The sequence below is a fragment of the Epibacterium ulvae genome (genome assembly GCF_018678075.1).
Classification (GTDB): domain Bacteria; phylum Pseudomonadota; class Alphaproteobacteria; order Rhodobacterales; family Rhodobacteraceae; genus Epibacterium; species Epibacterium ulvae_A.
Genome location: NZ_JAHHIR010000022.1, coordinates 101,222 through 124,461, shown reverse-complemented (window position 1 = coordinate 124,461; position 23,240 = coordinate 101,222). Strand labels below are relative to the sequence as shown.

Here is a 23,240-nt window from a genome sequence, read left to right as displayed (position 1 = left end):
AAAGCGCGCGCCGATGACCGCTGCCCCCGAACATACCCCAACGATGGTGCGCCGCACGGTGTCAGAGCTGATTGTCCCCTTCACCCCGCTCTGCATGGTGATCTTTTTGATTTGCGCCGGTTATCTGGCGATTGGTATCCCCTCCAGCTGGATGACGCTGACCCTGTCGGGCCTCGCCATGGGGATGATGTATTTTATCATGTCCACGGGGCTGACACTGGTCTTTGGCCTGATGGACGTGATCAACTTTGGGCATGGTGCCTTTGTGTCGCTGGGTGCCTTTGTCGGGGTGACGGTGCTGCTGCAACTGGGTGCCTTTTCCGAAAGCCCGGTGTTGTGGCAAAACATTGCCGCCGTGCTGTTGTCCATATGTGCGGCGATGGCGGTCTGTGCTGCGGTGGGATGGGGGTTTGAACGGCTCATCGTGCGTCCGGTCTATGGCAGCCACCTGAACCAAATCCTGGTGACCATGGGCGGGCTGATCGTTGCGGAACAGCTGATCATCGTCTTTTGGGGCCCTGAGGAGATCTATTTTTCGCGCCCTGAAATGCTAAAAGGATCGACCGAGATTCTGGGGGCGACGGTTGAAAAATTCCGCGTGCTTGTCGTCTCATTGGGACTTGCGGTATTTGCGCTGATGCGTTGGGTTTTGCGCCGGACCAAGATCGGGTTGATCGTGCGCGCAGGGGTTGAAGACCGCGAAATGGTGATGGCGCTTGGCTATCGTCTACGCCTTGTTTTTGTTGGCGTTTTCGTCGCAGGCAGCGCACTTGCTGGATTTGGCGGCGCGGTCTGGGGCATGTACCAAGAGGTGATCACCGCCCATATGGGCAACCAGGCCCTGATCTTGATCTTTATCGTGGTGATCATCGGCGGGCTCGGCTCGGTCGAAGGCTGCTTTATCGGCGCGCTTCTTGTGGGTTTGATGCAGAACTACGTCGCCTTTTTGGCCCCTAAATTCGCGCTGTTGTCCAATATCGGGCTGATGGTCGCGATTCTGATGTGGCGCCCGATGGGCATGATCCCGGTGGTAAAAGCCAAATGATCCGCACCCTCCTATCTGATGACCTGCCCCGATCCCGCGCTTTGACAGTGCTGTTGATTGGGATCGTTCTGTGCCTGGCCCTGGCGCCGTTTCTGTTTCCGGGCGTGCGCACGGTGGATACGGCCGCACGCATCTGCATCTTTGTGGTTCTGGTGGCGAGCTATGATCTGTTGATCGGCTACACCGGGATTGTCAGCTTTGCCCATACGATGTTCTTTGGGCTTGGCGCATATGGGCTTGCCTTTGGGCTGATCCATATCGATCGCAGCTATCTTGCGATGGGTTTGGGGACATTGGGCGGTGCGTTGGCTGCGGCGGTTGTCGCGCTGCTTGTGGGTCTGTTTTCCCTGCGGGTGCGGGCGATATTCTTTGCCATGATCACCTTGGCGGTGGCCTCTGCCGTAGCCGTATTGTTCAGCCAACTCTCTTCGATCACAGGGGGGGAAGACGGGCTGACGTTCAAACTGCCCCGCTCGCTTGGACCTGCGTTCAAGTTCGGGACCGAGACGTTGGATGGGCGGCTGTTTGGCGTCCGGTTGAACGGAAAACTGCTGGCCTATTACCTGGTCTTCTTCTGTTGCGTGCTCCTGTTTCTCGCCCTGCTGCGCTTTGTAAACTCCCCCTTTGGCAGAGTGCTGAACGCCATTCGGGAAAACGAGTTCCGCGCCGAAGCCATTGGATTTCCGGTCATCTATTACCGGGTTGCGGCCTCTTGCATGTCGGCGATTGCAGCCGCGTTCGCCGGGGCGCTTTATGCTGTCTGGCTGCGCTATGTCGGGCCCGACACAACCCTATCGATGGAAATCATGCTGAACGTACTGTTGATGGTGGTCATTGGCGGCATGGGAACGCTTTACGGCGCGATCATTGGCGCTGCGGTCTTTGTGCTGGCGCAAAACTATCTGCAGACCTTTATGGAAAGCGCGGCAAGCCTTGTCGAAGGTATCCCGGTAATGCCCAATTTCCTGACGGCCGATCGCTGGCTGTTGTGGTTGGGTCTGCTGTTTGTGATCAGCGTCTATTTCTTCCCCAAAGGGGTGGTGGGCCGATTGCGGCGCGGAAAAACCGTGCCCCACTAAACCAATTGACCCGACGCTTGCTGATCCCCTAACCGATCAACCAATTGTGCCATTTCACACTGTCCACGGGCGCGCCAAAATCCTGTTCCAGCTGGCTCAGCGGGAAGCCCAGAAAACCGGTAGAGCAGATATCAACGCGACTTATGCTGTCAATCAACCGCAGCTGACCCTGCTCTACCTTAAGACTGAAACCCTTGCCTCTGAGGGCGCGACGCAGGGCGTTCCAGTTCTTTGCGCGGCGGAATTCTCCGCCCAGGATGATCCGCAACTGCATCGCCAACTCAGTATCAAGGCGCTTGCTCGTCCGGGCACTGGCCCACGCGCTTTGCATCATTGGTTCCGGTATCGCGAGAACATCTGTGACATCTGCATGAGCGCTGAGCATGAATTTCTTCCTTTAAATTGAACCACTGTAAACTTGTGATCCAAAGTGGAAGAAACCGTCGCCCGCGCACAGTCTCGCAAAAGACAAAAGGGCGCCTCTTTCGAAGCACCCCCTATTCTTTTGGTCGGATGTGCTGGCCCTATTAGGGCGATCAGCCTTTTTTCAGAACTTCGCGTCCCAGCAGTTCAGCGATTTGTACCGCATTCAGCGCCGCACCTTTGCGCAAGTTGTCGCTGACGCACCACAGGTTCAGGCCGTTTTCAACCGTTGGGTCCTGACGCAGGCGGCTGATAAAGGTCGCAAAATCGCCCACACATTCCTTGGGTGTGACATAGCCACCGTCTTCGCGCTTATCGATCACCATCAGACCGGGCGCTTCGCGCAGGATGTCGCGGGCTTCGTCTTCGTCCAGGAAATCCTCGGTCTCGATGTTCACTGATTCAGAGTGGCCAACAAACACCGGCACGCGCACGCAGGTCGCGGTGACTTTGATCGATTTGTCGATGATCTTCTTGGTCTCGGCGACCATTTTCCACTCTTCCTTGGTGGAGCCATCGTCCAGGAACACATCGATATGCGGGATCACGTTGAACGCGATCTCTTTGGTGAATTTGGTCGGCGGCACGTCTTTGGTCGGGTTGTAGACCGCTTTGGTCTGCTCCCACAGCTCTTCCATCGCGTCTTTGCCGCCACCGGATACGGATTGGTAGGTGGAGACAACAACGCGTTTGATCTTGGCGCGGTCATGGATCGGCTTCAGCGCCACAACCATCTGCGCGGTTGAGCAGTTCGGGTTGGCGATGATGTTCTTGTTCTTATAGTCGTGGATCGCCTCGGGGTTCACTTCCGGCACGATCAGCGGGATCGCGGGATCGTAGCGGTACAGCGACGAGTTATCGATAACAACGCAACCGGCCGCAGCCGCTTTGGGCGCGAAATCTTTGGTTGCGGCAGAGCCCACAGCAAACAGCGCCATGTCCCAGCCCGCGAAATCAAAGATCGCCAGATCCTGGGTCTTCAGGGTCGTCTCGCCAAATGTGACTTCGGTGCCCAAAGACTTACGGCTCGCCAGAACTGCAATCTCATCCACCGGGAACTGGCGCTCTGCCAGAATGTTCAACATTTCGCGGCCCACATTGCCTGTGGCGCCAACGATAACGACGCGATAACCCATTTTGTTTCTCCAGATATATGCGGCCCCATGGCCGGCGCCGCTGTCTTAAAGGGAAAACCGGAACAATTAAAGAGCAGCAACCTGTTCGCTAGGTCAAAGATGACACAATATTGTACCGAATTTCGCAAATCGTACCAAACAATATGGCGAAAGGTGCCGCTGGATTTCCATCCGCGCAAATAGTGCGATTCCTGCAATAACAAGCCATCTTCCGTGCGTGACAAAAGCAACCATTGGCCTTGTCCTCCAGCAGGGCTAAGTCTGTAGGTATGTAATTGAAAAAGGGTCCCCCAAATCATGGCGCAACCCGACAGTCGTTTTTATGAAGAGCTGCCCCGTGTGAATGACTTTGATTTGCTTGCGCGGCCCGAATGTTTTGTGTCTTTGCCCGAGGACTGGGTGGTGGGATGTACCGATATTGTCGACAGCAGCGGTCTGATCGCGGAAGGACAATATCGTACGGTGAACATGGTCAGCGCGGCGGTGATCACGGCCATGATCAACACGCTGTCGCAACAGGCCTTTCCCTATGTGTTTGCCGGTGATGGCGCGTCATTTGCGGTGCCGCGCGCCTTTGAACAGGAGGCCCGCGCGACGCTGGCCCGGCTGCGCGCCTGGGTCGACCGAGAGTTTTCCATCACCCTCAGGGCCGCAATGCTGCCGGTCAAATGGATCCGCGACGAAGGGTTTGACGTCTCGGTCGCCCGTTATGCGGTGGGCCCCGATGCGGATTACGCTATGTTCAACGGCGGCGGCCTGGCCTGGGCGGAACAGCAGATGAAACAGGGCGGATTTGAAGTACCCGCCGCCGTGGAAGCCGAGCCGCCGGATCTAACGGGGCTGTCGTGTCGCTGGAACAATATGAAATCCAGAAACGGCGTGATCTTGTCGTTGTTGATCCTGCCCCGCGATCACACCCGCCATCAGGATTTCGCCATGATCGCCGATGAAGTGCTTGCGATGTCGGGTGAGCTGGCGCGCAATGGGCATCCGGTGCCCGAAACAGGGCCGGATCTGGGTTTCCCAACCGCAGGATTTCGCGCCGAAGCCCGCCTGCTGAGACGCGAGACCCCGACGCTGGTTGCCTCGTGTGCCCTGGCGCTGCGCACGGTGATGGCCTGGGTGATCTTTAACTTCCGGCTCAAGGTGCGCGGGTTTGATCCCGAACACTACAGACGCATCCTGTCGCGCAACGCGGATTATCGGAAATTCGACGACGGGCTGAAAATGACGCTCGATTGCAGTCCAGACATTCGTGATCGTCTGTTGGAACGGCTCAAAGCGGCCCGCACAGATGGGTTGATCCGGTTTGGCTGGCATGAACAGGAAGAGGCCGTGCTGACCTGTATCGTGCCATCAGCCTTTAGCGATGATCACATCCATTTTGTCGATGGCGCTGCTGGCGGATATACCGAGGCGGCGCGAACCCTGTCGTAACGCAGCCCGCACCAGACGCGCGCGCCCTATGACGAAATTCGGGATCAAACTGGGCCAAAGCCGTTCGCGTTCGGATCGTAGCTTTCCAACCCGCCTGCCCCGATATCGGTCCACAAACCGTGCAGGCTCAGCTCACCCGCATTGACCGCGCTCTGCACAAACGGAAAGGTCATCAGGTTCTCGAGCGAGGCGACAACGGCCTGACGCTCGAACTGGCGGGCCTGTTCATCGGCGTCCTCGATATCGGCGACACCTTCAAACTTTGGCTTCAGGATATCCATCCAACGCCCGACAAAGCTGGTCTTCTCTTCCAGATGCGGGGCGTTGCCCTTGCACATGTCGATACAGCCCTGCACCCCGCCGCATTGGGAATGACCCAATACAATCAGATGCGACACCTTCAGCGCGGTCACCGCATATTCCACTGCAGCCGAGGTACCATGGTGATCCCCATCCGGCGCAAAAGGCGGCACCAGATTGGCAATATTGCGATGTATGAAGAATTCGCCCTGATCGGCGCCGAAAATGGACGTCACATGCACGCGACTGTCACAGCAGGATATTACCATGGCGCGCGGACGCTGACCTTCGGTGGCCAGCCGACGATACCAACCTTGGTTTGCATCATATGTTGTTGCTTTCCAACCATGATAACGCGTGACCAGATAGCTCGGGAGAGGTTTGGCAAATTGCATGTGCGCGGTCCCTGTGATGATGACTGCCGAGCGTGATAGCCTGATTTGTTAGCAAATTCGAGATATTTCGATCCGCTAAAGAAACCTTTTGAAAACCGTTAAGGCCCAAATTGTCCTGTGTGCCGTGGGGGCACATATTTTTGGGGTAAAAGTGGTGGCTAATATTCTCACTGTTGTGCACACAGAAACGGTGCGCCTAGATCCCGACAAGTTGTCGGACCTTTACACAGAACTCGGGGAGCGTGGCGCAGAAGACGTCGTTTGCCGAGCAATCGAAGAACTGGCGGTGCGTCTGACGCATTGCGAGCGTCTTTGGCGTCATAAGGATGTGACAAATTTACGAAAAAGCGCGCGGTCCTTGATTGCGATCTCAGATCAGATTGGCATGACTGCGATGTCCAATATCGCACGCGACGTGACTTTGGCGATTGATGCCGAAGACCAGCCAGCGGTTGCGGCAACGCTGTTCCGTCTGATCCGCGTAGGCGAACGTTCACTCACTGCGATCTGGGACCAACATGATCTAAGCATCTAGGATCACGCCGCAAACACAAGGCATGCAGGCAACCGGAAACCGCAATTTGTCACAGGGGGCACTTGCGGTGCGAAACAGTCAGGTTACTCTGACCTGATAAATTTCGCCCAGACCGGAGCCAATATATGACACTCGCCTTTGTCGAGGACTCGCCTTCAGCCGTTCCTCTTTTTGTGGTTGATCAGGACATTTGTGACAGCTGGCTCGAACAGCAAGCCGCCCCGGTTCAAAACTGGGCGCGGTCCAATGGGTTTTCCGGCGCATTGGGCCAGGCTCTGTTGGTGCCCGCTGCCGATGGTACGCCGGAACGGGCGCTGCTAGGCTATGGCAGCGTCGCAAAACGCGCGCGCAAACGCTTCCCATTGGCCGAAGCTGCAGCCAAACTGCCCAAAGGCGACTACCGTATTGTCGAAGGCCTGCCCGATGACAGCGCCGCACGTGAGGCGCTTGGCTGGCTATTAACGGGCTATGCCTTTGACACGTACAAAGCCACCTCGGGCAACACAGCCCGCCTGGTGGCACCTGCCAATGTGGACGCAAGCGCGGTCCAGGCACTGGCGCAGGCAGAGCAGCTGACCCGCGATCTGATCAACACGCCCGCCGCCGACATGGGACCCCAAGAGCTGGAGGATGCCACCCGTGATTTGGCGGCCCGCCACGGCGGCGCGGTCTCTGTCATCACCGGCGACGACCTTCTGACGCAGAACTTCCCGATGATCCACGCGGTCGGGCGCGCCGCCGCCAGCGCCCCGCGCCTGATTGAACTGCGCAAAGGCACCACTGGCCCCAAACTGACACTGGTTGGCAAAGGGGTCTGTTTTGACACCGGCGGTCTGAACCTCAAACCCGGCGCCAGCATGGGGTTGATGAAAAAGGACATGGGCGGCTCTGCCAACGTGCTGGGGCTGACCCAACTGATCTTGGACGCGGATCTTCCGATTCAGCTGCGGGTTTTGATCCCAGCCGTGGAAAATGCGGTTTCGGGCGGGGCCTTCCGTCCTGGCGACGTTCTGACCGCGCGCGATGGCAAAACCGTCGAAATCAACAATACCGATGCCGAAGGGCGTCTGGTTCTGGCCGATGCCTTGGCCTGGGCGCAGGAAGACGCTCCCGATCTGCTGATCTCAATGGCGACACTGACCGGCGCGGCGCGGGTGGCGGTGGGTCCGGATCTGGCCCCCTTTTACACGGATCATGACGCCGATGCGCAGGCCCTTGCGGCAGCGGCCCCCAGCCAGGCAGACCCGGTTTGGCGGATGCCCTTTCACACCCCGTATGAGACGATGATCGAGCCGCAGATTGCTGATTTGGACAATGCCCCTGCGGGCGGTTTTGCGGGTTCCATCACCGCGGCCTTGTTCCTGCGCAGGTTTGCAGGCGACACGCGGTACATGCATTTTGACATCTACGGCTGGTCGCCCAGCGCCAAAGCAGGCCTGTCCAAAGGTGGGGTAAGCCAGGGTGTTCGCGCCCTATTTGCAAGCCTTCCCGATATGTTGTCGTTGGAATCATGACCACTTTTGACGCCCGACGCACACCGATGAATGGCCGCGTTGCCGCCGAGCATCTGGCGGATCACGCACAGGATCGCCCGCTGGTGACGGGGACCCCTGCACAGGTCAGCGTTCCGGTTGCGGATCTACTGCGCCGCCCCAATGGGCCAAGGGACCGTCAATTGCTGCTGGGCGATACCGTCACGCTTTATGAAACCAGGGCGGGCTGGTGCTTTGTTCAAGCAGACAAGGATGGCTATGTCGGCTACCTGTCCGCGACGCAGATCGCCCAAGTGCCGGACACCGCAACCCATTGGGTCAACGCACCTGCCAGCCATGCCTATCAGGAGGCCAATTTCAAATCCCCCGATTGCCTCGCGTTGAGCTTTGGCAGTCGGGTAACGGTGCAGGAGATTGCAGGTCGCTTTGCCAAGACCAACCTCGGCTTTATCCCCATGCAACATCTACGCCGCCTGGATGACCTGGCTTCGGATCCCGTGGATGTGGCGCAGCAGTTTCTGGGCACGCCTTACCTGTGGGGCGGAAACTCTCGCTGGGGGATTGATTGTTCCGGGCTGGTTCAGGCCGCTTATCTCGCCTGCGGGCGACCCTGCCCCGGTGACAGCGACCAGCAGGAGGCCGAGGTCCGGCAGGCTTATCTGCCAAATGATGGCTATCGCCGCGGAGATCTGCTGTTCTGGAAAGGGCACGTGGCACTGGTCGTCGACGCGGACCGATTGATCCACGCCAATGTGCATCACATGGCGGTCGCCTTTGAAGAGATTGATGCAGCCATTGCCCGCATCGCCGAACAGGGCGATGGCCCAGTCACCGCACACCGTCGCCCCGCGCCATAGGCATCTCGCCAACTTGGGGGCGGGTGCGCGATTACTTGACGGCCCGGATCAACTTGCGCTCCAGAACCTGCAATACGGCGCGCAGATCCTGACCGCGTTTCAGGATCTGCCCATCCATGCCCACCACCGAATACTGCCCCTGCCGATTGCGCAGCTTGGGACGTTTTTCGATCCGGTACAGCGGGTTTTCTGCGGTCCGTTCAAACACCGAAAAAACCGCCAGTTCCCGTAGGTTGGATATGCCATAGTCCCGCCATTCTCCGGCGGCCACCATCCGGCCATAAAGCGACAGGATGGTCTGCAGTTCACGCTTATCAAAGGCCACTTGCGTGTCGTGGGGGCGCATTGCTGGCCCAATTTGCTGAAAGCTCATGTCTACAGCCTGCGGTCATTTAATGATCAAATCAAGCTTGTTTCCTGCTGAAATGACGATCCTCGCCACTCTGTGACGCCGCGTGTCTGATTCTCTGGCGGCGTTTTGCTGATGCGCGCGCCCTTGTGTCACGCAAATGCCCCCTGGCAGAACCACCCCCGTGACGCAGCGCCTCCATGCGCATAATACAACCAAAGACGCTGCCCACAGGCGGTCACCACCACCCAGTAATCCCGCACCCCACTGCGCCAGTTCGGATCATCCAGCCACCATTCCGGCGCAAGCCGCTCTGGCCCGTCGCAACGGACCGGCTGCCAATCCCGCCCCCGCCAGCGAAACCCGGTCGACAAATGCGGCACCTCTGGTGCCATCACAACTTCGGGTGGCCAAAGAAGCACCGGTCGGGGTCGTGTCGGCGCGGGCCAATTGGGCGTTGCCTCGGACCAGGCGGCGGCCTGTATCTGTGCGGTTTTTTCCGGCACATGGGTTTCAACCGGGTGATATCGCGTCAAGGCCTCCATACCAACGCGCGCGCCCAGCCGTCCCAACAGGTCTTCCATGCAATGATCTGGCACCCGCGCCCTTGCACCGGCCTCTTGGTGGCCGACCTGGCTGCGCGCATGCAGCGGCTCGGCCTGTAAAACCTCAAGCCGCAACATATCAATGCCAAAGCCTGCGTCGATCCCCTCCAGCTTCATCGCCAGCAACGGGCGGATCCTGTCCGGCGTACGACTGGGCCGCGCCAGTGTCACAACAACACGCTCGGCCTCCTGATCTGTGCGATGCGCCTCAAGCCGCAGAACCCGCGCGCCTTTGCCTCGCGTCTCAAGCCGCGTGCATAGATGCGGCAACATGCGATCCACAGCGGCCAGAAAATCCTCCATCAAACCGATCGGCTCCGGCAAAGTCAGCCGTACCGCAAAGTGATCCGGCATCCGCGCCGGAGAGACGGGTTCCGGCGCGCTCCCCATCGCTTGGTCGAGCCTCAAGACCAAGCCCCGCCCAAACCGGCGCGCCAACGCCGCGCGGGGTTGCCCCAGCAGATCCTCGATACGGCGCATGCCCAATCGGTTGAGCTGTGCGACCATCGCAGGGTCCAACCGCAGGGCCGCAATCGGCAACGGGGCAAGCGCCCCATAGGCATGGCCAGGCTGCGCAATCCGGGTAAGCCGTTCTGTCGGCAGGACCCCTTGCGGTGCCGCGCCGCCCCGCGTCCAATGGCGGCGTTTGGCATGATCCCTGGGATGACCTGCCCCCTCGCCTGAACGCTGGGTTGCACCCTGGCCAGTACGATTTGGCTGCGCCCGCGCCCGTGTGGCGCGCGCCTCCTGCTGGATTGCATCGCCGGACCGGTCACTGCCCACATCCGCGGTTGCAAACCGCGCCAGGGCCCAGGCTGCACCACGTGTATCCGCCAGCCCCAACGACACAGACACCCCCATGGCCGTGCAATCCGCCTCAATCCGGGTGGCCAGCGCGGTTTCACCGCCAAACAGATGCGCACACCCCGTCAAATCCAGCACCAGCGCATCCTCTCCCTCTGGGGCCACCCAAGGGCTGAATTGTCCGGCCCACCGTTGCAACGTAGCCAGAAACGCCTGTTCAGACGCAGGGTTACGGCTGCGGGTCACAAGATGGGCACACAGGGCATGGGCATCGCGCAGACTTTGACCAACACAAAGACCTTCATTTTCTGCCGCCCAATTTAACGACGAAATAACCTGCATGTTGGAGACTTCATCCGTCACCACCAAAGGACCCGTCACCCCACCCCGTTCCTGGCGCAGAATGCGATCGGCTCCCAATCTGGGGAACCACAGCGAAAGGATACGGCGATGCGGCATAGCATGGGCGGTCTTTTGGGTCGGTGATGGGCGGACGTTTATTGGCAACAGCAGGGGCAGATCTGCATATGTTCTATTTTTGTTCTCATTTGGCGATTCGGTCAATACGGCGCTTTTGGCCCAGCGTTTTTGCAGCGGCTGCGGTATTGATCATGGCGCTGGCCGGCGGGTTGAGCGCGAACCATGGGATTTCCAACCACAAGGTTCAGGCCCGCGTGGATCTGATGGTCGCACAAAAGGCCGCGCTTGCTGTGTTGACGGAAATGGCATCAACCCGACGCCCGTTTAACCGCGACCAGGCGCGTGCTGCCCGCAAAACGTTAAAAGGCACCACGGAAAAGATCCCGAAACGGTTTCGACGCCCGCACCGCGACCCTCATAGCCTGGCAAAACCGGCGGTCTGGCACAATTGGGATGACTTCACACGCCATGCAGAACGTGCCAATGCGGCCGCAAATGGGTTGAACACACGCACGCTTGTGGATCTAAGGCGCAGTCTGCCTGCCCTGATCCAATCCTGCACAGCCTGTCATGATGAATATAAAGAACCCGGTCACGAGTTTACGACTCACTGACCCTGCCGTCGCCCAACGACAGCACCGGAGATCAGACTGGCCGAGGGACTACTCGGCCACCGCAAACCGCGCCATGAACATCTCTACCGCTGCGGACGCAATCCGGTGGTAGTCTGCCTCGGGAAAATCCCTTTCGTTCAAGAAGACGGCCCGCAGCAACAGGTTGGCTTTGCACAGTTCCACAAATTGATCTGCCGCCGTGTCGAAATCTTCCACGCGCAGCTGTCCGGCCTCGGTCGCGGACACCAGATAGGCACGCACCTCATTGCGCACAGCCATCGGGCCGCTTTGGTAAAACAGCTCACCCAACTCCGGAAACCGTTTGGCCTCGGACACACAGACGCGGAACATTTGCTGTGAAATTTCCGAGGTAAAAGACGCCATCACCTGACGCGCGATGGTATAAAGCGCCTTTTCCGGCGCACACCCCGGCGACAAGGGCTCTCCGGCTAGATCGGACTGGCGCTGACACTCGGTCCGCACCACCTCACTGAACAACAGGCGTTTGTCTGGGAAATAGCTATAGAGCGTGGCTTTGGAGACCGCAGCCTCGCGCGCGATATCATCCACGCTGGCACGTTCAAAGCCCTTGGACATAAACAGTTTTCGCGCGCCTTCCAGAACTTGGTCGAACTTGCGCCCGGTCCGTTGGATTGTCGCGGCCTGTTGGTCCAAATTGGCCTGGCTAGTGTCCGAGGTCATAGCCTCTCCCATCATCGTCTAAAGCCTGACCAATCTATGTCACCGGATGGGGGCAGAACAACCGCGATCAAAATAACTTGTAAATGCCGCCACCTTCACTAAATTAGAATCGTTCTAAATATTAGGTATCGCAGATGCATCATTGGGCCTCCCGCAAACGATTTTCCACATTGGATGAGCAAGAAATTCTGGCACTGGCCATTTCTGCCGAGGAAGACGACGCACGCATTTATCGAAGCTTTGCCGCCGAGGTGCAGGATGATTTCCCCGCATCGGCCGCCCTGTTTCGCGACATGGCTGCTGAGGAAGACACCCACCGCAATCAGCTGATCGCACTACATCAAAAACGCTTTGGTGAGGTTATTCCCCTGATCCGACGCGAACATGTGGCCGGGTTTTACACCCGCGCGCCGATCTGGTTGAACAAGACCCTCAGCCCAGAGCAGATGCGCGCACAAACTCGAAAAATGGAACAAGACGCGGAACGGTTTTACAACGCCGCCGCCGCACGGGCGCAAGATGCCGAAACCAGGCGCCTGTTGGGAGATCTGGCCGCAGCGGAGGCCGATCACGCCCAGCACGCTGATGCATTGACCACGACACACCTGCCCGTGGATATAGCGCAGGACGAGGCGGCCACCCAGCACAAGCAATTCATCCTGACCTGGGTCCAACCGGGACTGGCGGGGTTGATGGATGGCTCCGTCTCAACCCTCGCGCCCATTTTTGCCACCGCATTTGCGACACAGGACACGTGGACCACATTCCTGGTCGGGATCGCCGCTTCGGTCGGGGCGGGGATATCCATGGGCTTTACCGAGGCCGCATCGGACGACGGTGCCTTGTCCGGCCGTGGCTCGCCCTTGAAACGGGGATTAGCGTCTGGGGTGATGACGACGGTCGGAGGGTTGGGACATGCGCTGCCCTATCTGATCCCCGACTTCTGGACCGCAACTGTGCTCGCCCTTTTGGTTGTGTTTGTAGAGCTATGGGCCATCGCCTGGATCCAGAACCGGTATATGCAAACCCCGTTCTGGCGCGCGACATTGCAGGTCGTCCTCGGCGGCGCGCTGGTGCTCGGCGCCGGCGCACTGATCGGCAGCGGATAACACGTCCCTCCGACTCGCGTGTGCTCCCGCCAATTCCGGGAACAGTCACAGACTGCCCCTCCACTGTTGGGCCAAGCGCCGCGCGAAAGGCGCGGCGCGGTCCCGCATCCTTGAACCGGTTTGACCTTGACGCAACCACCCTGCCCGCCTGCGGGCAGGGCCACGCCCAACGGGAGCAGATCACCCTGGTGATCTTGCGACGGGCGGGAGTGTTTGGGGTAGCGGATCCGCAACAATGGCAAAAACTTACAACCTGTTGTTTTTCCGCTTTGAGTAGCGTTCATAACCCGTTACCTCTACGCGCAATGATTGAAATATTCCTGCGAACCCTGCCCTTCTTTGCAATCATCGGCCTTGGCTTTGGCGCGGGCCGCACTGGGTTTTTATCGCCATCCGCCACTGCTGCGCTGACACGGTTTGTGTTCTTCTTTCCCCTGTCGGCAATGATCTTCCGGTTTGCGGCCAACCTCACGCTTGAGCAAATTTTTGACCCAAACCTGCTCTGGGCCTACCTGACAGGATCAGTTGTCGCCTACCTACTGGCCACCGCGGTCGCGCTCTGGCGCAACCAAGACACGCCCACCTCAGCGGTTGAAGCGCAATGTGTCGTGATCGGCAACATCGGTTTTATGGGCCTGCCGATGATGACAATTCTGTTTGGCGAAGCCTCTGTCGGCCCGATGATGTTGATCCTGACCATCGACCTTGTGGTGTTTTCATCGCTGATCGTCATACTGATCAACCTGAGCAAAAGCACAGGGCAAACCGCCGCAACGCTCTGGCTGGTCCTCAAAGGGCTTGTTGCCAATCCGATGATCCTGGCGATCACCGCCGGCTTGTTGTGGTCTGCATCCCAGATGCCAATTCCGCAGCCGATGAATGATTTCCTGATGATCCTGTCCGGCGCGGCCACACCTGGCGCGCTGTTTGCAATTGGCGCCTCGCTGGCCATCAAATCGTCGGAACGCCTGCAGGTTGCCGCCTGGCTCGGCTTTGGCAAATTGGTACTGCATCCCGCCTGTGTTGCAGTCTGCGCTTTGTGGCTGTTCCCGGTCGCACCTTACCCGACCCAGATTGTGATCGCGGCCGCCGCGCTGCCAGTTGCGGGCAACGTCTATATGCTGGCGCAACATTACGGCGTGGCCGCGCAACGGGCCTCTGCTGCGATTTTCCTGTCCACCGTTGCCTCAATCCTCACCCTGCCTGCGGTCATTGCCTGGGTTTCCACATTTTAACGCGGAAGTTTCAGATAAAAGAAAGCAAATGGCGCGAAAACAGCTTTCGGTGGCGTCCCTGCGCTGGACGGGTCAGCCTTGGCCCTTTAGCCCTAAGTCAAAACAGGAAGAGGCGATTCATGGAAACCGTATCTGAGAACAAATGCTTTGGCGGCACCCAAGGCGTTTATTCCCACAAAAGCAGCAGCACAGGCTGCGATATGACCTTTGGTCTGTTCCTACCGGAAGAGGCTGAAAGCGGTCCGGTTCCGATCCTGTGGTATCTGTCCGGCCTCACCTGCACCCATGAAAACGCCATGACCAAAGCCGGCGCGCAGGCCTGGTGCGCCGAGCAAGGGATCGCGATTGTCTTCCCCGACACCTCCCCACGCGGCGAAGGTGTTGCTGATGACGACGCCTACGACCTGGGCCAAGGCGCCGGTTTCTATGTCGACGCAACCCAAGACCCCTGGGCGCCGCATTTCAAAATGTGGAGCTACATTGCCGAAGAGCTGCCCGCGTTTCTGGGAGAGAATTTCGCGATCGATCTGGAGCGCCAGTCGATCACAGGGCATTCGATGGGCGGTCACGGCGCGCTCACACTGGCGATGGGCCTGCCGGGTCGGTTCAAATCGGTCTCAGCCTTTGCGCCGATCTCAAACCCCAGCGCCAGCGATTGGGGCCGCAAACAACTGGGTGCCTATCTGGGCAATGACACCTCCGCCTGGGCCAAACATGACGCCACTTTGATGATGCGCGAGACAGGGTTCAAAGGTCCGATGCTGATCGACACCGGCACCGAGGATCAGTTCCTGGATCTGTTGAAACCCGAAGCCCTGGCCGAAGCGGTCCATGCCAAACGTCAACAGGCTACCCTGCGTCTGCAGCCCGGCTATGACCACAGCTATTACTTTGTCTCCACCTTTATCGAAGAGCACGTCGCCTTCCACGCTGACGCGCTGTACAACAGCTAACGAGGATCCCTGATATGAGCGAATTTGACTACGACCTGATTGTCATCGGCTCCGGTCCCTCGGGACGCACCGCCGCCATCCAAGCCGCAAAACTGAAACGCCGCGTCCTGGTGATCGACCGCAAGGACCGGCTGGGCGGCGTGTCTGTCCACACCGGCACGATCCCGTCAAAGACCCTGCGCGAAACCGTGCTGAACCTTTCTGGCTGGCGCGAGCGCAGCTTTTATGGCCGCTCTTATCGGGTAAAAGACCAGATCAAGGCCGACGACCTCAAAGCGCGCTTGCATATGACTTTGGATTACGAGGTTGACGTGCTGGAACACCAGTTTAACCGCAACCATGTCGACACCCTCAGCGGCATGGCGCATTTCGTTGGTCCAAATGAGGTCGAGGTTGAGATCGAGGCGGGCGACACCACCCGCGTCAACGGTGAAAAATTCCTGATTGCAACCGGCACCCGCACCTATCGCCCCGAATATGTGCCCTTTAACGGCAAAACCGTTGTCGACGGTGATGAATTCCTTGAGATGGCGGAAATCCCGCGTTCCTTGATCGTGGTTGGCGCCGGGGTCATCGGGGTGGAATATGCCACCATGTTTGCCGCTCTTGACGTGCGCGTCACCTTGATCGAGCCGCGCGACACCTTCCTTGATTTCATCGACCGCACCCTGATCCAGGAATTCACCCATCAGATCCGCGAAAACGGCCTTGATCTGCGTTTGGGTTCTGCCATCAAATCGATCGAAGACGAAGGCGACCATATCGAGGTCACGCTGGAAAATGGCCGTCATATTCGCGGCGAAATGCTGCTGTTTGCCGCGGGCCGTATGGGCAACACCGATCGTCTGAACCTATCCGAGGTGGGGCTGGAAACCGACCATCGCGGACGCATCGATGTGGACCGCAAGACCTATCAGACCAAGGTCGGCCATATCTACGCCACCGGCGACGTGATCGGCCACCCGTCGCTGGCGTCAACCTCGCTGCAGCAGGGACGGGTGGCCGCCTGTCACGCGCTGGACACCCCCACCGTGCCCGAAAGCCCCTGGTACCCTTATGGCATCTATTCGGTGCCGGAAATGTCCACCTGTGGCATGTCCGAGGAAGAGCTGAAGGAACGCAATGTTCCCTATGAGGTCGGTATTGCCCGCTTCCGCGAGACCTCGCGCGGGCACATCATGGGTCTGGAACATGGCATGTTGAAAATGCTGTTCTCCCTTAAAACCCGCCGGGTTCTGGGGGTACAGATCGTCGGTGAAGGCGCGACCGAGCTGATCCACATCGCCCAGGCGGTTTTGAACCTGCAAGGCACCGTGGACTATTTTGTCCAGAACACCTTCAACTATCCGACCCTGGCCGAGGCCTATAAAATCGCCGGCCTGGATGCGTTCAACCGCATGCCCATTCCCGACGAATACAAGGTCCCCACGGCCAGCAAACCTAAGAAGGCCGCGACCAAGAAAACCGCCGCCAAAAGCGATGAAAAGCGCGACGCCGGCGCCCAAAAGGCAGCTGAGTGAACGCGCTTTACATTGATGCCGACGCCTGCCCGGTCAAGGCCGAGGCAGAGCGCGTTGCAACCCGCCACAAATTGCGCATGTTCGTCGTCTCAAACGGCGGGCTGCGCCCCTCTGCCAACCCTTTGGTGGAGAACGTCATCGTCTCTGCCGGCGCGGACGAGGCCGACAAATGGATTGCTGAACGCTGCGGTCCGGGCGATGTTGTGGTCACCGGTGATATCCCACTGGCCGCCAAATGTATCGAGGCCGGCGCCCAGGTGCTGCGCCATAACGGTGAACGTTTCACCCAGGCCAATATCGGCCAGCAACTGGCCATGCGCGACCTGATGGCCGATCTGCGCGCCGCCAACCCATTGGGCATGCAGGGCGGCGGCAAAGGCTTCACCAAGGCCGACCGCTCGCGGTTTCTGGATGCGCTGGAACGCGAATTGCGCGCCGCTCGGGCCTGATCCGCCATTAGGGCCATCAGCGGTGCCAGATCCCCATGGGTCACCGGGCGCATAAACTGCCGGTCATATCTGCGGATCATCTGGTGACGGGTGGCATAGGCAAACGCGCCTGACATTCCGCGTCCTCCAGGCTTGTGCCCCGGTAATCTTCATAGGCGGCAAGGGACGGGAAGCTGAACAAGGCCACCGCCAGATCATTGGCGCGTTCATGGGGTAGGAAGTACCAAGATGCGTCCCACCCAACCGGTTCACCAGCGGGATCCAGACGCGGGCGTAAATCTCGAACTCAGCAATTTTATCGGGGTCGATTTCATAGGTGATATAACAGGTTATCATGGATGCATTCTTTTGATCAGGCACTGAATTTCGTCCAAACCTAACCACCCCAAAACCCGCTGAAAAATTACGTGCTGTGGGGCCACAATTCGTGTTTTGTGATGCTGTCTGGCAGGTGCAAAAACTTGATACACCCGATAATTGTACCCACCGCAGAATAGGTTTGCGTCCCACACATCCCCACGCCACAAACACCCAAGGAGAGCGTCGATGCACACTATTTCAAACTCGGCAAAGATCCTCGGAATACTGGCGGCCGTTGGCGGCGCGGCCTGTTTTTCCATTATCGATATGCTGTTCAAATTCTTGTCGTCGGGCTATCCGCTGTACGAGGTGGTGTTCATCCGCACAACCATCGCCCTGGCGCTGCTGTTGCTGGTACTGACGCCGCTGGCGGGCGGGTATCGCACCCTGCGCACCCAGGTACCACGTCTGCATGCCCTGCGCTGCCTGCTGGTTCTGGGGGCCAATATCACGTTTTTCTCGGGCCTTGCCGTGCTGCCCTTGGCTGATGCTGTCGCCATCAGCTTTGCGGCCCCGCTTGTGGTCACGATCCTGTCGGTGGTGGTTTTGGGCGAACATGTCGGCCCCTGGCGGTGGAGCGCGGTTGGCATCGGCTTTGTCGGTGTTTTGATCATCCTGCGCCCCGGCAGTGACAGCTTCCAATGGGCCGCGCTTTTGCCGTTGGCCGGGGCCTGCGGATATGCGGGCATGCATGTGATGTCGCGCCATATCGGAAAACACGACGCGACGGTTGCGCTGTCCTTTTACCCTTTGTGTGGGTTCTTGATCGTCAGCCTGGCGGCGGGGCTCTGGTTTGGCGACGGGAAATGGGCCGGATCCGGCTCCCAATTGGGTGACTTCCTGCTGCGCCCCTGGTCCTGGCCAACTGCGGCCGAATTGCCCCTGTTTATCGGCGCGGGAGTGGCGGGGTCCGTGGGCGGGTTCCTCATCAGCCATGCCTATAAAACAGCCGAAGCCGGGCTGGTGGCGCCGTTTGAATACATCGCCCTGCCCCTTGCCACGGTTTGGGGCATCTTGGTGTTTCAGGAATGGCCCGAATTTCACGTCTGGCTCGGTTCCCTCTTGATCATCGGGGCCGGGCTTGTTTCGCTGTGGCGTGAGACACGGCTGCAAAAACCACCCAGCCGCCCCAGACCGCGCAATATTTAGAATACCGAATTTAAGGAACATCTCATGACAACTGATAGTGACATCAAAGCCGTGGTGTTTGACCTTGGCCGCGTGTTGATCAACTGGGAGCCGGAGGCGTTTTATGACGCGCAAATTGGCGAGATACGGCGCAAGGAATTCTTTGCCAGTGTGCCCATTCATGAGACCAACCTGAATGTGGATCGCGGATATCCGTTCAAGGAGACCATCTACGCCCTGGCCGCAGACTACCCCGACTGGAGCCAAGAAATCCGCTGGTGGCATGACCGCTGGTTAGAGATGGCCTCCCCCCTGATCCCCTATTCCGAACGACTTCTGCGCGCGCTCAAGGCCAAGGGCATTCCGGTTCTGGCCCTCACCAATTTTGGAGCCGAGACGTTTGAGATCGCCATGGGCGAATATGATTTCCTGTCCGAATTTGATCAGGCCTATGTCTCGGGTCAGTTGAAATGCATCAAACCGGATGCGGAGATCTATCAACATCTCGAAGACGGCAGCGGATGGTCGGGGCGCGCGTTGCTCTTTGCTGATGATCGCCCGGAAAACATCGAGGCCGCCGCCAATCGCGGCTGGCAGACACATCTGTTTACAACACCCGATGGCTGGGCCGAACGTCTGGTCGCAGAAGGGCTTTTGACACAGGACGAAGCGCAATGAGCCTGCCAAGTATCACGTTCGAACAGGGAGAGGCACTGCTGGACTGGCGCGCCTTTACCGAGGCGCTTGTCGTTGGGCATAACCTGCCCAAGGCTGAGATTGGCGACACATTCCTGTATCGCAAGGACGACACATTGCTCAGCCGCGCCGCCTGGATTGATGGCCTGGGCATGACTGTCAAAACCGCCAATATCTTTCCCGGCAATTCCGCCCGAGGCGTGCCAATGATCAATGGCGCAGTGATGCTGTATGCCGATCAAACCGGGGTGCCGGAGGCGCTGGTGGATTTCCATCTGGTGACCAAGTGGAAAACCGCTGGCGACAGCCTACTGGGCGCGCGGCGTTTGGCCAATCCGGCGGCTGAGGAGATCTTGATTGTGGGTGCAGGCACGGTAGCTGGCTCCCTGATCGAGGCTTTCTCTAGCTGCTACCCAAATGCCCAGATCCGCGTCTGGAACCGCACTCCGGCCAAGGCCACAGCGCTTTGTGCGCAATACCCCGGTGTGGTTGTGGCTGATGCGTTGGAGCCTGCGGTGCGCGCAGCGGATATTATCCTGACCTGCACCATGTCTTCGACCCCTGTGATCCAAGGCAACTGGCTGCGCCCCGGACAGCATCTGAACATGATCGGTGCCTATCGCCCCGACATGCGCGAAGCGGATGATACGGCGCTGAAACGGGCGCGGATTTTCACCGACAGTTTTGACACCACGCTGAATCATATCGGCGAGTTCAAAATCCCGCTGTCCGAGGGTGTGTTGCAGCGTTCAGATGTTCTGGCAGATTTCTATGACATCGCGGCCTTCCCGGCCTTTGATCCGACCGAGATCACCCTGTTCAAAAACGGCGGCGGTGCTCATCTGGATCTGATGACCGCCCGCCATATCCTGTCCCTGTGGCAGGCCCAGAACGGCAGTTAATCCCAACAAGGGGCGTGTGCTCCCGCCCGTCTTCGACCTGAAGGTCTCATCCCGTTGGGCCGCGCGCCGCTGACGCGGCGCGGGTGGCGCGATGATCAGGCCGCAGCGGCCAGCAGGGGGCGTTCCCGCACAGGCAGGTGCACAATGGCGCTAAAGGCCCCCACCGCGACACCGATCCACCAGACAACCGTGTAATCCCCATAGGTGTCATACATCCGCCCCCCCAGCCAAACGCCGAGGAAACCGCCCAGCTGGTGGCTGAAGAACACGATCCCATAGAGCGTGCCCATGTAGCGCAGACCATAGATATGCGCGATCAGCCCCGAGGTCAGAGGCACGGTTGCCAGCCACAGTGAGCCCATGACCACCGAGAAGACGATCACCGTCATTGGCGTTATCGGCAGCAGGATAAAGGTCGCCGCCACCACAGTTCGGGCCAGATAGATGCCCGCCAACAGGTATTTCTTGGAGAACCGTTTGCCGGCCCAGCCGGCCATCAGCGTGCCGCCCACATTGGCTGCCCCGATCAGCGCGATGGACACCGCGCCCAGAGCGGAGGTTGTTGTCACCCCAATCCCGTGCAGCAGGCTGCCGGGCAAGATGGGGCCGCACATCTCAGTCACAAAGGCCGGGAAATGTGCGGTGATAAAGGCCAGTTGATAGCCACAGCTGAAAAAACCGAGGAAAATCAGCGTGTAACTGGGATCTTTCATGGCCTTGCGCAGGATGCCGCCCAAGGTTTCCTCCAGCTCTGCTTTGTTGGCGGTCGGCGGCACCCGCATCAGCGGCAAGGTCAGGATCAACGCCAAAACGGTGCAGGCAAAGATCACAAACACCATTTGCCAGCTCAGGAAGGACAACAGCCATTCCGCCGTGGGCGCGCCGATGATCTGCCCGGCGGAACCTGCCGCCGTCACAATCGCCAACGACATAGAGCGGTTCTCATCCGAACTGGCCCGACCGACAACAGCCAGGACCACACCAAACCCGGTTCCGGCGATGCCAAAGCCCACCAACCATTCATAGGCCTGCATCGCCTCTGCAGAGGTTGCGCCCGCGCTCAGCACCAGGCCGATGGCATAGATAACAGCCCCAATCACAATCGCCTTGCGATCGCCCACCCGTTCGGCAACCGCGCCAAAAATCGGCTGTCCAATGCCCCAGGCCAGGTTCTGGATGGCAATCGCAAGCGAGAACTCAGCCCGCGCCCAGCCAAATTCATCCGCAATCGGGATCTGAAAGACGCCAAAGGACGCGCGCACCGCAAAGCTCACCATAATGATGACACAGCCAACAATCAGGACCGGGGTGAACAAAGACGCCGAGGCAGGCCGGGTGGCGGGCTGGGACATAGGGTTTCCTTTCTGGAGGGCAGACGAACCTTACTGAGCGCTGCAATGCGGTCAAATCATGAAAAATGCGCAACATGTTCACTAATTTTGATGCAACTTGGCTTTAGGAGGCCTAGCGATGCTTTTCTCATCATCAAACAGGCGTTAAGGCTTCTGCCATGACCTCGTTACACGCATTTTACCACGCCAAAGTCGCCGCCGACGAACTCCGTCCGGATTCCGCACAAACCGCCGTTATTCCCGAATTCGACCGTATCGGCGAAGGGCTGCAGGCCGCGCCGGTGAAACGGGGCCTGTTCCGCAAAGCGCGACCGCAGGCAGTAAAGGGCCTTTACCTCTGGGGCGGCGTCGGTCGGGGCAAATCCATGTTGATGGATCTCTTTGTCGAAAGCATTGGCGATATTCCCAGCCGTCGAGTGCATTTCCACGCCTTCATGCAGGAAATTCACGCCAAGATGCATGTCGCGCGCCAGAAAAACACCGCCGATGCGCTAGCGCCAGTGGCCCGCGATGTGGCGCAATCCGTGCGCCTCCTGGCCTTTGACGAGATGCAGATCACCGACATCACCGACGCGATGATCGTTGGCCGCCTGTTTGAGGCGCTGTTTGAGGCCGGTGTTACCGTGGTCACAACCTCCAACCGAGTGCCCGATGACCTCTATAAGGATGGGTTGAACCGCCAGCTGTTCCTGCCGTTCATCGACCTCATCAAGGACAAGATGGAGGTTTGGGAGATGGTCTCTCCCACCGATTACCGCCAGGACCGCCTGACCGGATCGCAGGTCTATTTTTCTCCGAACAACGCAGATGCCCGTGCGCAGATCCAGGTCATCTGGGACGATCTGGCGGGTGGAGCGGCCGAGCCACTGCAACTGGAAGTCAAAGGGCGACTGGTCGAACTGCCCGCCTTCCGCAACGGTGTGGCCCGCGCGCGGTTTTTTGACCTCTGTGGCAAGATGCTGGGCCCTGGCGACTACCTCGCCATTGCCGAGGAAGTCAAAGTACTGATCCTTGAGGATATCCCCAGCCTCGGGCGCAGCAACTTTAACGAAGCAAAACGGTTTGTGACCCTGATTGATGCGCTCTATGAGGCGCGCGTGCGGTTGATCTGTTCCGCAGCTGCTGAGCCTGAATTTCTTTATGTCGAGGGTGAAGGCGTGTTTGAATTTGAACGCACTGCCAGCCGCCTGCGGGAAATGCAGGACAAGGACTGGGGACAGATCTAAGGGGCTCTGCCCCTCTTGCCCTGACGGCCAATTCACCCCGAAGTATTTTCAAAAAGATGAAAGACCTTGCGTCTGGAAGCCCCTGCGCCGCGTCAGCGGCGCCCGGCCCAACGGGA

Annotated in this window: 23 protein-coding genes; 16 read left to right on the top strand and 7 right to left on the bottom strand. The window is 58.9% G+C overall.

The window, feature by feature from the left end; translation table 11 throughout:
* Nucleotides 1-13 precede the first annotated feature (13 nt).
* Nucleotides 14-1,045, top strand: coding sequence for a branched-chain amino acid ABC transporter permease (locus KMP13_RS05295; protein ID WP_215264512.1), 1,032 nt, complete (start codon nt 14-16; stop codon nt 1,043-1,045).
* Nucleotides 1,042-2,124: a branched-chain amino acid ABC transporter permease gene (locus KMP13_RS05290; protein WP_215264511.1), complete on the top strand. Its 1,083-nt coding sequence runs from the start codon at nt 1,042-1,044 to the stop codon at nt 2,122-2,124. The genes KMP13_RS05295 and KMP13_RS05290 overlap by 4 nt, the downstream gene beginning before the upstream one ends.
* 28 nt (nt 2,125-2,152) lie before the next feature.
* Here KMP13_RS05290 and KMP13_RS05285 read toward each other — a convergent pair whose 3' ends face one another.
* Together KMP13_RS05285 and KMP13_RS05280 are read right to left on the bottom strand one after the other, a co-directional pair.
* On the bottom strand, nt 2,153-2,509 hold the full coding sequence (locus KMP13_RS05285) for a hypothetical protein (protein WP_251363685.1): 357 nt from the start codon (nt 2,507-2,509) through the stop codon (nt 2,153-2,155).
* Nucleotides 2,510-2,660: 151 nt separating this feature from the next.
* A complete protein-coding gene (locus KMP13_RS05280; RefSeq protein WP_215264510.1) occupies nt 2,661-3,683 on the bottom strand; it encodes an aspartate-semialdehyde dehydrogenase in 1,023 nt (340 codons plus the stop codon).
* 297 nt (nt 3,684-3,980) lie between these two features.
* Here KMP13_RS05280 and KMP13_RS05275 point away from each other — a divergent pair, with 297 nt between their 5' ends.
* Nucleotides 3,981-5,120, top strand: coding sequence for a DUF3095 domain-containing protein (locus KMP13_RS05275; protein WP_215264509.1), 1,140 nt, complete (start codon nt 3,981-3,983; stop codon nt 5,118-5,120).
* A gap of 44 nt (nt 5,121-5,164) precedes the next feature.
* Here the strand turns inward: KMP13_RS05275 and KMP13_RS05270 are convergent, their stop codons facing one another.
* Nucleotides 5,165-5,815, bottom strand: a complete 651-nt coding sequence (locus KMP13_RS05270) for a carbonic anhydrase (protein WP_215264508.1) — start codon at nt 5,813-5,815, stop codon at nt 5,165-5,167.
* Between the two features lie 154 nt (nt 5,816-5,969).
* Between KMP13_RS05270 and KMP13_RS05265 the strand changes: the two genes are divergently transcribed.
* The 3 genes from KMP13_RS05265 (at nt 5,970) to KMP13_RS05255 (ending at nt 8,700) form a co-directional block, all read left to right on the top strand.
* On the top strand, nt 5,970-6,350 hold the full coding sequence (locus KMP13_RS05265; protein WP_353055683.1) for a hypothetical protein: 381 nt from the start codon (nt 5,970-5,972) through the stop codon (nt 6,348-6,350).
* Between the two features lie 125 nt (nt 6,351-6,475).
* Entirely contained in the window at nt 6,476-7,864 is a 1,389-nt protein-coding gene (locus tag KMP13_RS05260; RefSeq protein WP_215264507.1) for a leucyl aminopeptidase family protein, read from the top strand.
* The gene (locus tag KMP13_RS05255) at nt 7,861-8,700 is read left to right on the top strand and encodes a C40 family peptidase (RefSeq protein WP_215264506.1); all 840 of its coding nucleotides are present in this window, start codon (nt 7,861-7,863) and stop codon (nt 8,698-8,700) included. Before KMP13_RS05260 ends, KMP13_RS05255 begins: the two co-directional genes overlap by 4 nt.
* 31 nt (nt 8,701-8,731) lie before the next feature.
* On the opposite strand, the gene KMP13_RS05250 is transcribed toward KMP13_RS05255, so the two are convergent.
* Both KMP13_RS05250 and KMP13_RS05245 read right to left on the bottom strand, forming a co-directional pair.
* The gene (locus KMP13_RS05250; protein WP_215264505.1) at nt 8,732-9,073 is read right to left on the bottom strand and encodes a DUF2794 domain-containing protein; all 342 of its coding nucleotides are present in this window, start codon (nt 9,071-9,073) and stop codon (nt 8,732-8,734) included.
* Between the two features lie 128 nt (nt 9,074-9,201).
* Complete coding sequence (locus KMP13_RS05245; protein WP_215264504.1) at nt 9,202-10,917, bottom strand: Y-family DNA polymerase; 1,716 nt, start codon at nt 10,915-10,917, stop codon at nt 9,202-9,204.
* 152 nt (nt 10,918-11,069) lie between these two features.
* Here KMP13_RS05245 and KMP13_RS05240 point away from each other — a divergent pair, with 152 nt between their 5' ends.
* On the top strand, nt 11,070-11,492 hold the full coding sequence (locus KMP13_RS05240; protein WP_251363684.1) for a c-type cytochrome: 423 nt from the start codon (nt 11,070-11,072) through the stop codon (nt 11,490-11,492).
* A 48-nt stretch (nt 11,493-11,540) separates the two neighbouring features.
* Here the strand turns inward: KMP13_RS05240 and KMP13_RS05235 are convergent, their stop codons facing one another.
* Nucleotides 11,541-12,194 carry a TetR/AcrR family transcriptional regulator gene (locus KMP13_RS05235; RefSeq protein WP_215264502.1) on the bottom strand — a complete coding sequence of 218 codons (654 nt, stop codon included), beginning with the start codon at nt 12,192-12,194 and terminating at the stop codon, nt 11,541-11,543.
* Between the two features lie 134 nt (nt 12,195-12,328).
* Between KMP13_RS05235 and mbfA the strand changes: the two genes are divergently transcribed.
* The 8 genes from mbfA (at nt 12,329) to KMP13_RS05190 (ending at nt 20,546) form a co-directional block, all read left to right on the top strand.
* Nucleotides 12,329-13,303, top strand: a complete 975-nt coding sequence (gene mbfA, locus KMP13_RS05230; RefSeq protein WP_215264501.1) for an iron exporter MbfA — start codon at nt 12,329-12,331, stop codon at nt 13,301-13,303.
* Nucleotides 13,304-13,608: 305 nt separating this feature from the next.
* Complete coding sequence (locus KMP13_RS05225; protein WP_215264500.1) at nt 13,609-14,538, top strand: AEC family transporter; 930 nt, start codon at nt 13,609-13,611, stop codon at nt 14,536-14,538.
* A 119-nt stretch (nt 14,539-14,657) separates the two neighbouring features.
* On the top strand, nt 14,658-15,491 hold the full coding sequence (gene fghA, locus KMP13_RS05220) for an S-formylglutathione hydrolase (protein WP_215264499.1): 834 nt from the start codon (nt 14,658-14,660) through the stop codon (nt 15,489-15,491).
* A gap of 14 nt (nt 15,492-15,505) precedes the next feature.
* Nucleotides 15,506-17,011, top strand: coding sequence for a Si-specific NAD(P)(+) transhydrogenase (gene sthA, locus KMP13_RS05215; RefSeq protein WP_215264498.1), 1,506 nt, complete (start codon nt 15,506-15,508; stop codon nt 17,009-17,011).
* Nucleotides 17,008-17,460 (top strand): YaiI/YqxD family protein, encoded by a 453-nt coding sequence (locus tag KMP13_RS05210; protein ID WP_215264497.1) that lies wholly within the window; start codon nt 17,008-17,010, stop codon nt 17,458-17,460. Before sthA ends, KMP13_RS05210 begins: the two co-directional genes overlap by 4 nt.
* A 546-nt stretch (nt 17,461-18,006) precedes the next feature.
* On the top strand, nt 18,007-18,969 hold the full coding sequence (locus KMP13_RS05200) for a DMT family transporter (RefSeq protein WP_215264496.1): 963 nt from the start codon (nt 18,007-18,009) through the stop codon (nt 18,967-18,969).
* A gap of 24 nt (nt 18,970-18,993) precedes the next feature.
* Nucleotides 18,994-19,626: an HAD family hydrolase gene (locus KMP13_RS05195; protein WP_215264495.1), complete on the top strand. Its 633-nt coding sequence runs from the start codon at nt 18,994-18,996 to the stop codon at nt 19,624-19,626.
* Nucleotides 19,623-20,546, top strand: a complete 924-nt coding sequence (locus KMP13_RS05190; RefSeq protein ID WP_215264494.1) for an ornithine cyclodeaminase family protein — start codon at nt 19,623-19,625, stop codon at nt 20,544-20,546. The genes KMP13_RS05195 and KMP13_RS05190 overlap by 4 nt, the downstream gene beginning before the upstream one ends.
* 95 nt (nt 20,547-20,641) lie before the next feature.
* Here the strand turns inward: KMP13_RS05190 and KMP13_RS05185 are convergent, their stop codons facing one another.
* A complete protein-coding gene (locus KMP13_RS05185) occupies nt 20,642-21,898 on the bottom strand; it encodes an MFS transporter (protein ID WP_215264493.1) in 1,257 nt (418 codons plus the stop codon).
* A gap of 158 nt (nt 21,899-22,056) precedes the next feature.
* On the opposite strand from KMP13_RS05185, the gene zapE reads away from it, so the two are divergent.
* Nucleotides 22,057-23,124: a cell division protein ZapE gene (gene zapE / locus KMP13_RS05180; RefSeq protein WP_215264492.1), complete on the top strand. Its 1,068-nt coding sequence runs from the start codon at nt 22,057-22,059 to the stop codon at nt 23,122-23,124.
* Nucleotides 23,125-23,240: the final 116 nt, after the last annotated feature.